The following is a 10296-nucleotide window of genomic DNA, read 5'->3' as shown; positions in this document are numbered from 1 at the left end:
GCCCCCCCCCGACCAGCCCATGCATCATCATGGCAGCCGGGGGCTGAACGCCTATCTCGACAAGCTGCACCAGGACCTCAAGATCACCGCGGACGAAGAACCGCTGTGGGTCAAATTCGCCTCTACGATGCGCGACAATGCTGCTCAGCTCGGGGACGCCTACCGTGCCCGCCGCGACAAGCTGCCGACGATGACCGCGCTGGACGACATGAACTCCTTCATCGACGTCGAGCAGATGCGGCTCGACGGCATGAAGAGGAGTTCGGCCGCCTTCGCCGATCTCTACAAGGCGATGCCGCCCGACCAGCAGAAGGTGGCCGACAAGGTCTTCCTGGCCGATATGCCGGGCGGCCCGCACAAGGGCCACAAGCGGCCGGCGAAAGCGGCAGAGCAAAGCGGCGATGCCTCGCCCGCTCCGGCCGCCGGCAGCTCCAGCCAGTAACGCGGCGGCAGGCCGCTGTCCCGCCGCGCAACGGGCGGGCAGCGGCCGTGCGACCGTTTCTGTTGCGCCGCGGGTCCGCTGCGTCTATAGGGCGCGCTTTCCGCGCTTCCGGTCGTCATCGGCGGCGCCGACAGGAACGGAAACCATGAAGCCGAACATCCACCCGGACTACCACGAGATCACCATCATCATGACCGATGGCACGGAGTACAAGACCCGCTCCTGCTACGGCAGCGCGGGTGAAACGCTCCGCCTCGACATCGACCCGAAGTCGCATCCGGCCTGGACGGGCCAGCAGCGCATCATCGACACGGGCGGCCAGATCGCGAAGTTCAACAAGAAGTTCGCCGGCATCGGCATGCGCAAGGGCTGATTGCCCAGAGCCCCGTCGCTCGAAAATTTTCACGAAATTGGGAAGGCCGCTTCTTGAAAAAGAGGCGGCCTTTTTCCATTTTAGTGTTGTCGGGGTGCCCTGAAGGGGCCCGGACGCAATGGGGACCGGCCCGCATGGGGGGTCCCGCGACAGACCTTGCTTTGACAGGAGGTTTTTATGACCCGCGACTTTACGCCCCTTTTCCGTACCGCCATCGGTTTCGATCGTCTTGCGCAGATGGTCGAGGGACTGCAGGAGGCGGCGCCTGCCACCTTCCCGCCCTACAACATCGAAAAGACCGGTGACGACACCTACCGGGTGACCCTCGCGGTCGCCGGTTTCGCGCCCGAGGACATCGAGATCACCGTGCGCGACAATACCCTCGTCGTGGCCGGCCGCGTTCAGCAGGCCGCCAATGACGCGGTCGCCACCCTCTACCGCGGCATTGCTGGCCGCTCGTTCGAGCGCCGTTTTGCGCTGGCCGACCACATCGTGGTGGAGGACGCCAACCTCGTGAACGGCCTGCTCCATATCGGCCTCAAGCGCATCGTGCCCGAGGCCCTGAAGCCGCGCCGCATCGCGATTGGCACTGGCCAGGACAGCCAGAAGGTGATCACCGCGGAAGCCGAGACGCCTGCGCAGGCTCAGGCTGCGTAACCGCGCCAAGATCGGACGTCGAGGGAAGGGCCGGGTGACCGGCCCTTTTCTTTTGCCCGCTCTGCGCACAGGGGGTGGCCTCACGCGGGGTTGACCCTATTTCCCGTCATGAACAACCGCCTTCATCGCTCCGGCCATCGACCGCGGGCCTGCTGGAAGGTTAAGGGTTGGCGGGAAAGAGGGAGGATAAAGGGCTGACCAAGCTGCGCTTTCATCGCCTGCAGTCGCTGCCCCATGCGCTCTGGGCTTCAGGCGCGCTGGTGACGGTGATGCTCGCAAGTCCCACCCGCGCCGCCGACCCCCAGCCCTACCAGGTCACCTTCGTGAAGACCGGCGATGCCGAGATCGACACGCTCGCGAAGCAGACCTCCAACCTCGAAACGCTCCGTACCAAGGCGCCGGCAGGGCCCTTCGCTCTGGTGCTGCGCGCCCGCAGCGACATCGACCGCCTGCAGACCGTGCTCAACAGCGCCGGCTATTACGACGGTACGGTGAGCATCACGATCGACGGCAAGTCGCTCGACGATCCGACGCTGCCGCAGATCATCGCCCATGCCTCGGCGGCGACCCCCATTCCCGTGGTGGTGGCGATGACCCGAGGCCCGCTCTTCCATCTCGGCAAGGTCGAGGTGAAAGGAACGGTGCCCCAGGATGCGATGGCGCAGTTCCGTCTCGAAAGCGGCGAACCGGCACGGGCCGCGGAGGTCATCGCCGCCGGCGCGCGCCTGCAAAGCGCGCTGCTCGACGAGGGCTATGCCTTCGCCAAGGTCAGCACCCCGACCGCCTTCGAGAATCCGGCACAGCATACGATCGACGTGACCTATACGGTGACGACCGGACCGCGCGTGGATATCGGGCCCGTCACCGTGGAAGGGCTCAAGAACGTTCACCCCGGCTTCGTGCGGAAGGAGATTTCGCTCAAACCCGGCGAGCAATACAGCCCGAGCAAGATCGAATCCGAACGCCAGACGCTGGCCGGCCTGCACGTCTTCTCCTCCGTGCAGGTGAAGACGGGCGAGACGCTCGGTCCGGACGGTCGGCTGCCCGTCACCTTCATCGTCACCGAAGGCCCGCCGCGCACGGTGAGCTTCACCGCCGGCTACGCGACGGATACCGGCGGGACGGTCGGCGCGAGCTGGACGCACTACAACCTGTTCGGAAACGGGGAGCAGCTCAATCTGAGCGCCGCCGCGACCGGTCTCGGAGGATCGAGCACGAACGGCCTCGGCTACAATGTCGGGGCGACCTATACCCTGCCCGCCTTCTTCCGCCGCGACCAGAGCCTGAGCTTCAACATCGGCGCCCTGAAGCAAAACCTGGACGCCTATGATCAGACGGCGGAACTGGCCGGCACGACCCTGACCCGCAAGCTCGACAAGCATTGGAGTGCCAGCATCGGCTTGTCCGGCATCATCGAGCAGGTGACGCAGGAAGGGGTGACGACCGACTACACGCTGGTGCAGCTGCCGCTGACGCTGAAATACGACAGCACGAATTCGCTGTTCGATCCGACGAAGGGCATTCGCGCGAGCGCCATCATCACACCCACGGAATCGCTCCGCAATCCGACAACCTTCTTCACGATCATGCAGCTCTCCGGCTCGACCTATCTCGATCTCACCGGCGGCGGCCGCAGCATCATCGCGCTGCGCGGGCTGGTGGGCTCGGTGCAGGGCGCGTCAACCTTCCAGCTGCCACCGGATCAGCGCTTCTACGCCGGCGGCACCAATACCATCCGCGGCTATTCCTATCAGTCGGTCGGGCCGCAATTCGCCGACGGCAACCCGATCGGCGGCACGGCCATCGACGCCGGCACGATCGAATACCGCCAGCGCATCGGAAAGAGTTTCGGCACCGCCGTCTTTGTCGATGCCGGGCAGGTCAGCTCCTCCTCCGCCCCCTTCGAGGGTAGCGTGAAGGTCGGCGCCGGCTTGGGCGTGCGCTACTACACGGCGATCGGGCCGATCCGCGTCGATTTCGCGGTGCCGCTGGTGCACCAGGCCAATAGCGGCAATTTCCAGTTCTACATCGGCATCGGGCAGGCCTTCTGATGCGGATCCTGCGGACAAGCGCCAAGTGGCTCGGGATCGCGCTCGGCGTGATCCTGCTGCTGATGATTCTTTTAGTGGGCGGCGTCGCGGTTGCCATCAACACAGCGGCGGGGCAGCGGCAGATCGTGACCCTGGTCAACCGCTATCTGGGGGACACCCTCCATGTCGCGGGCCTGTCCGGCACGGTGCCCACCGATCTACGGTTGGCAGAAGTGGATCTCCGTGACCGGGACGGGAGCTGGGCGACGCTCTCCGGTCTCGCTTTGAGACTGAGGCTTCTGCCGCTGCTGCACGGCAAGCTCGTGATCGACGAGGTGCACGCCGACAAGATTGCGCTGCTCCGCCAGCCCTTGCCCGCGCCGCAGGCGAAGCCCGCGCCTTCCTCGGCACCGATCCGAGCGGAAATACCCGGGCTGCCCGTCCAGGTCTTCTTGCACGCCCTCACCCTGCCGCAGGCCGTCGCCACGGCGGCCTTCACCGGCACGGCCCCGGTCGCCCTCGCGCTTCAAGGCTCCGCCGAGGTAACGGGCGAGAACCAGGGCCACCTCTCTCTCTCCATCCGCAGCCTACTCTCCCCCGGCAGCTATACGGCACGCGCCGCACTCTCCGGCCAGAACCTCCATGCCACGGTGACGCTGGACGAGCCGGCCAAGGGCATGATCGCGACGGTCGCCGGGCTGCCCGCGCTCGGCGCACTGCATCTGAACCTCACCCTGGACGGGCCGCAAACCGCCTCGCAGCTGAAGCTCGACCTGGCGGCCGGCGCACTCAGCGCCCACGCCGCCGGCACCATCGACATTCCCGGCGAAGCGGCCCAGCTCAGCCTCGACGCTCATGCGCCGGCGATGAGCCCGGCACCCGGCATCGCCTGGAAGAAGATCGATGTCGCTTTGGCCGTGGATGGCCCCTTCGCCCGGCCAGCCGCGAACGGCCATGTCGATATCGAGGGCCTCGCCGCCCAGGGCTCGACGCTGGATCGGCTCACCGCCAAGATTCGTGGTGACCGGCAGCAGGTCGCGCTCGATGCCGAGTTGGCCGGCATCAACGCGCCGGGCCTGCCGGGCGGCCTGCTCGGCATGACACCGGTCACCGTCACCGCGACCGCCGGGATCGCAGCGCCGGACTTGCCGGTGCATCTGACGGTCAGCCATCCGCTGGCCCATCTCGTGCTGGACGGCACGCTGAAGCCGGATCAGGCGGCGCATTTCACCCTCGATCTGCCGAATCTCGCACCGCTGGCCGCGATCGGCCATCAGGACATCGCAGGCCAAGCCACGATCAACGGGCAAGCGCATAGAACCGCGGAGGGCCAGCAGATGGCGGCCCAGTTGGCCGCCGACATCCATCTGACGAAAGCCCTGCCCCAGGCGATGGCCCTGACCGGGGGTGAGGTCAAGCTCACGGCCGATGCCGCGATGGCAGGCAAGACCGCGACGATCAAGGCGCTGACCGTGAAAGGCGCCCATCTCGACCTCGCCGCCCATGGCAGCCTGGAGACCACGACCGAGACCTTGGCCCTGGACTGGCAGCTGGCGCTGAGCCGCATCGCGGACCTCGTGCCCCAGGCGACCGGTTCGGTGACGATGACCGGCCACGCGGCTGGGACGATGAAGGATCTCGCTCTGCAGACGGAAGTGACGGGCACGCTCGGCACCACCGAGGGCGGCAAGGCGGTCGCGGAACTATCGGGCCCGGTCGATCTCAAGGTCGACGCGACTGGCCTGCCCAACACGCCGAAGGCGCAGATCACCCTGACCGGTCGCCCCGCGGGCGCGCCGGCCGACATCGCCATTCAAGCCACGCGCGGCGCTGACGGCGCCATCACCGCCACCATCCAGAAGCTCTCTTGGAAGAGCCTGTCCGGCCAGGGTGCCATCGCACTCGCCCCCGGCGCGCCGCTGCCCACCGGGACCGTCTCCATCACCCTCAAGCGCCTTGCGGACTTCCGCTTCCTGATCGGACAGCCTCTGGCCGGCAGCCTGTCTCTCGCGCTGCAGGCGCCCGCGGGCCAAGCGGCGCATCTCGACCTCGACGGCCGAAACCTCGCGTTCGGCAGCAACCGCGTCTCTGCCGTTCTGGTGAAGGCGGACGTGGCGGACCCGATGAGCGCGCCGAAGATCGACGCGACGGCCCGGCTCAGCGGCATCGACGCCGCGTCAGTGCGCGGCAATGCCAGCGTCACGGCGAAAGGCCCGCTGCAAGCCCTTGCCATCACGCTCGATGCCAAGCTGCCCGATCTGCAGGGCGCTCCGGCCAATGCAACAGCGCGCGCGACCCTGGACCTCAAGGAAAGCCGCGTCGCGCTCTCAGCGCTGACCGCGGCCTGGCACGGCGAGACGCTACGGCTGCAAGCCCCGAGCCGCATCGCCTTCGGCAAGGAGATGGGCGTGGACCGGCTGCGCCTGGCCCTTGGCTCCGCCAGCATCGACGCCGCGGGAACGGTGAGCCCACGGCTCAACCTCAACGTCAAGATCGCCAATGTGACGCCCGAACTGCTCACGCCGATCGACCCCACGCTGCATGCGGCGGGACGGGTCGACGCAGAGGCGCATCTGACAGGCACCACGGCCGCGCCTTCGGGCCGGATCACGCTGCGCGGCACCGGGCTGCGCCAGACGACCGGCGCCGCTGCCTCTCTGCCGCCTGCGACGCTGAATGCCCGCGCCGACCTCGCCGGCCGCACGGCGCGCCTCGACGTGAGCCTCGACGCCGGATCGAAGAGCCATGTGACCGTCACCGGCACCGCACCGATCAGCGAGACCGGAGCCCTGGCCCTCGCAATCCAGGGCCGGCTCGATCTCGCCCTGCTCAACCCCATCATGGAAGCGCAGGGCCGGCATCTCGCCGGCACGGTGGCGATTGCGCTCCGCGCGACGGGCACCGCGAAGACCCCCGCGATCTCGGGCAGCATCGGTCTCGATGGTGGCAGCTTCCAGGACTATGAGCAGGGACTGACGCTGACGGGCATGACGGCACGGCTCCGCGCCGTCGGCCAGAACATCGTCATCGACAGCTTCACCGCGAAAGCGGGCAGCGGCAACCTGACCGTCCACGGGCAGGTTGGTGCGCTGGCGCCGACGATTCCGCTCGACCTCACCGTGACGGCACAGAACGCCGACCCGGTACAGAGCGACCTGATGACGGCGCATTTCGACACCAACATCCATGTCTCGGGCGCCGTCTCTTCGGGCGTGCTGGCGGCCGGAACGCTGAACATCCGCCGTGCGGCCATCAACATTCCGGATAGCCTGCCGCCCAGCGTCGCGACCCTGAACGTGCGCCGCCCCGGCGACAAGCCGCCTGCCACGCCCTCTCCGCCTCTGCCGATCAAACTCGACCTCACCCTGACCGCGCCGCGCGCCATCTTCGTGCGCGGCCACGGCCTGGATGCGGAACTCGGCGGCCGGCTGCATCTAGGCGGCACGCTGGCCAATCTGCAGCCCTCTGGCCATTTCGACATGATCCGCGGGACGTTCAATCTGGTGACGACGACGCTGACCTTCTCGAGCGGCAAAGTGGGCTTCGACGGCGGCAAGATCACCGACCCCTCGATCGATTTCGAAGCGACGACCAGTTCGGGCAATGTCGTCGCGACGCTTGCGGTCACGGGCTATGCAAGCGCGCCCAAGATTAGCCTGACCTCGACACCGACCCTGCCGCAGGACGAGGTGCTGGCGCAGCTGCTGTTCCATTCCAGCACCTCCCAGCTCAGCCCCTTCCAGCTCGCCTCGATCGCCGCGGCGGTGGCGCAGATTGCCGGCGTCAACACGGGAGGGGGGGCGGCGGGCGTGCTTAACCGGGTGCGCCAAGGCCTTGGGCTGGACGAACTCTCTATCGGCGGCGCGAGCAACCCATCCGGCGCCACCACCACAACCAGTACCGAAAAGCAGAACGCGCCCACCTTGCAAGCGGGCCGCTACGTGGCGCCGGGCGTCTATGTTGGCGCAGCGCAAGGCACCAGCGGGGGCGCGAACAGCACGGCGGCCCAGGTGCAGATCGATATCGCCAAGGGACTGAAGCTGCAGACCCAGGTAGGGGGCGACAGCAACGGCCTCGGCGTCACCTATCAGTTCAAGTATTGAACCGGTCCGCCTCGCCCACAAAAAAACCCCCGAGCGGTCGCTCGGGGGTTTTTTGACCAGCGAGGCCAGGTAGGAAGGCCGGCCGATGCCGGTCCAGCCCCCTGCAGTCGCCGCTTATTGCGGCGAAACCGGCTGCTTGTAGTACTTCGGAGCGGTCGGCCCCTTGGACGGGCTGCTCTTCGTGTAGTCCTTGTGCTTGCCGTTGAAGTTCTTGTGGTGACGCTTGTGCTTCTTCTGCTCGGGCGTCAGCGTCACGCCAGCGCCGCCGACCGGCCGGGACGCGTTCGCACCTTCGCCCTGCGTGGTCGCCGGCGTGGTGGTGGTGACGGACGCGTTCGGGCTCGGCGGGGGAACGGAGGAGTTGGACGCCTGGGCAAAGGCCGCCGCGGGAGCCAAGGCAAGACCCAGAACGATGGCGAGAGAGGGTTTAAGGATACGCATCGATAACTTTCCTACTAGAAAGGTGTGTTAGGCGATCTGGTTCGGCTCGACCGTGGAGCGTAACTCCCTGGTGCCCGCATAAGGCCCATATTTGCGTAACAACTCAAGGGATTTCGCGTGTCACTTGTCCCTCTAAATCATGATCTTAGAGAAGGCAAAGCTCCCGTAGCGCCAGCCGAAGCTCAACCGGCAGATCGCCATGGCCGTCGCCCCCCTCGCAAAGGTCCGGGGGAGCATCCTCCGCCTTCAGATAGCGCCACCCCTGGAAGGGCTTCACCGGCCTCGGTTCGACCAATGCCAAGGCGGGATCGAGAACCAGGGCCGTGCAGGCGCTGCCGTCCGGCCGCTGATCGGGTCGGATGTCGACGAGGCGCTGCCGGCATTGCACCTGCCCGGCGATCACCCAGTAGATCGAGCCGCCCGCCAGGATGTCGGCCGCGCGCTTCGGCCATTGCCGCGTCCGGTGCAGAAGCGGCGGCTCGGCCTCCTGCCGCGCCGCCTGCACCTGGCGAAGATGCGCCACGTCCCGGATGCCGACGCTCAGCTTGATCAAATGCAACATAGTCACCACTTAATCCTTGGCGGCCGATTCGTCAGTCTCGGCGTCGGTGCATGGCAGAACCGGTTCGCAGGCGCTTTGCGCGATCTTGTCATGATGCCAAGCTTGACAATCCACCCCGCGGTCCTGCGAAGCTGCATAGGAGGAATAGGAGTCGATCGGTCTCATTGCGCTTGACCCATGACCCGTGGAACGCGATTGGTCCGACGCCGCCGGCGCTGCCGGATGGCTGGACAGGACCCCGTGCGCTATGAGCCTCCCGGACTTCAGCTTGACCGCCTCTTCGTCTGCGACCGATACGACCGCCCAATCTCGCCCGCTGCGCCGCCTGCACATGATCACCTGGGGATGCCAGATGAACGTGTATGACAGCGGCCGCATGGCGGACGTGCTGGCCCCCCTCGGCTATGGACCGGCCGCGAGCCCGACGGACGCGGACATGGTGATCCTCAACACCTGCCACATCCGCGAGCGCGCGACGGAGAAGGTCTTCTCCGAACTCGGCAGGCTGCGCCTCATCAAGGAAGCGCGGGCCGCGGAGGGCAAGGAAACCATCCTCGCTGTCGCCGGCTGCGTGGCACAGGCCGAGGGTGCCTTTATCACCGAGCGCGCCCCTTTCGTCGACATCGTGCTGGGCCCGCAGACCTATCATCGCCTGCCCGAAATGGTGGCGCGCGCCCATCGCGCTGCCGGCCCGGTGATCGAAACCGATTTTCCGGTGGAGCAAAAATTCGACTTCCTGCCCGAGACGGGGGCCGGCGAGGATCGCGCCGTCACCGCCTTCCTCACCATCCAGGAGGGTTGTGACAAGTTCTGTTCTTTCTGCGTCGTCCCCTATACCCGCGGCACGGAGACGAGCCGCCCCGTCGTGGGCGTGGTGGAGGAAGCGCGCCGCCTGATCGCCCGTGGGGCGCGAGAGATCACCCTGCTCGGCCAGAACGTGAATGCCTATCACGGCGCGGGGCCGGACGGACGGGATTGGAGTCTCGGCCGCCTGATCCAGCGGCTCGCCGAGCTCGATGGCCTAGCGCGCATCCGCTACACCACGTCTCACCCGCGGGACATGGATGAGGAACTGATCACGGCACATGCGACGGTGCCGGCCCTGATGCCCTTCCTGCATCTGCCAGTGCAGTCCGGCTCGGACCGCATCCTGGCCGCCATGAACCGGCGCCATACCGCGGACGAGTATCGCCGGCTGATCGAGCGGCTGCGCATGGCGCGGCCCGACCTCGCTTTGTCCTCCGATTTCATCGTCGGCCATCCCGGGGAGACGGCCGCCGATTTCGAGGCGACGATGCAGCTGATCCGCGACGTGGGCTTCGCCCAGGCCTACAGCTTCAAATATTCGCCGCGCCCCGGCACGCCGGCGGCCGGTGCCCCGGGTGCCGTGGCCGAGGACGAGAAGGACCGCCGGCTCGCGGCGCTGCAGGCGCTGCTGCGCGAGCAGCAGGAAGCCTTCAATGCGGATTGCGTCGGCCGCGAGGTCCCCGTGCTGGTGACAGGGCCGGGCCGCCACCCCGGCCAGATCGCCGGTCGCTCCCCCTATCTCCAGGCCGTCCACATGGATGGCCCGGTGAGCCTCACCGGGCAGGTCGTCCCGGTCAAAGTTCAGGGAAGTTCGTCGAATTCCCTGGCGGCGTGCCTTATCACTCAAGCCTTCGAACAGGAGCGAGCCAGCGCTTGACCCA

Annotated in this window: 8 protein-coding genes; 6 read left to right on the top strand and 2 right to left on the bottom strand. The window is 67.1% G+C overall.

The features are described 5' to 3' along the window. The 5 genes from ACYQ6W_RS10820 to ACYQ6W_RS10800 form a co-directional block, all read left to right on the top strand. A partial coding sequence (locus ACYQ6W_RS10820) for a Spy/CpxP family protein refolding chaperone (protein ID WP_459675272.1) occupies window positions 1–442 on the top strand: 442 nt, incomplete at its 5' end. A 145-nt stretch (window positions 443–587) separates the two neighbouring features. Next, a complete protein-coding gene (rpmE, locus tag ACYQ6W_RS10815; protein WP_459675271.1) occupies window positions 588–815 on the top strand; it encodes a 50S ribosomal protein L31 in 228 nt (75 codons plus the stop codon). Window positions 816–992: 177 nt separating this feature from the next. Beyond that, window positions 993–1472 carry an Hsp20 family protein gene (locus tag ACYQ6W_RS10810; protein ID WP_459675270.1) on the top strand — a complete coding sequence of 160 codons (480 nt, stop codon included), beginning with the start codon at window positions 993–995 and terminating at the stop codon, window positions 1470–1472. 167 nt (window positions 1473–1639) lie between these two features. Further along, window positions 1640–3523: an autotransporter assembly complex protein TamA gene (locus tag ACYQ6W_RS10805; protein ID WP_459675269.1), complete on the top strand. Its 1884-nt coding sequence runs from the start codon at window positions 1640–1642 to the stop codon at window positions 3521–3523. Beyond that, window positions 3523–7605: a translocation/assembly module TamB domain-containing protein gene (locus tag ACYQ6W_RS10800; protein WP_459675267.1), complete on the top strand. Its 4083-nt coding sequence runs from the start codon at window positions 3523–3525 to the stop codon at window positions 7603–7605. The genes ACYQ6W_RS10805 and ACYQ6W_RS10800 overlap by 1 nt, the downstream gene beginning before the upstream one ends. A 114-nt stretch (window positions 7606–7719) precedes the next feature. On the opposite strand, the gene ACYQ6W_RS10795 is transcribed toward ACYQ6W_RS10800, so the two are convergent. Then, complete coding sequence (locus tag ACYQ6W_RS10795) at window positions 7720–8046, bottom strand: hypothetical protein (RefSeq protein ID WP_459675265.1); 327 nt, start codon at window positions 8044–8046, stop codon at window positions 7720–7722. A gap of 145 nt (window positions 8047–8191) precedes the next feature. After that, complete coding sequence (locus ACYQ6W_RS10790; protein ID WP_459675264.1) at window positions 8192–8608, bottom strand: DUF1489 family protein; 417 nt, start codon at window positions 8606–8608, stop codon at window positions 8192–8194. Between the two features lie 247 nt (window positions 8609–8855). Between ACYQ6W_RS10790 and miaB the strand changes: the two genes are divergently transcribed. Next, window positions 8856–10292: a tRNA (N6-isopentenyl adenosine(37)-C2)-methylthiotransferase MiaB gene (miaB, locus tag ACYQ6W_RS10785; protein ID WP_459675262.1), complete on the top strand. Its 1437-nt coding sequence runs from the start codon at window positions 8856–8858 to the stop codon at window positions 10290–10292. Window positions 10293–10296: the final 4 nt, after the last annotated feature.

Source organism: Acidisoma sp. 7E03 (assembly GCF_054665075.1).
The sequence above is the reverse complement of the archived record's forward strand: the minus strand, read 5'-3'. Positions and strand labels throughout refer to the sequence as shown.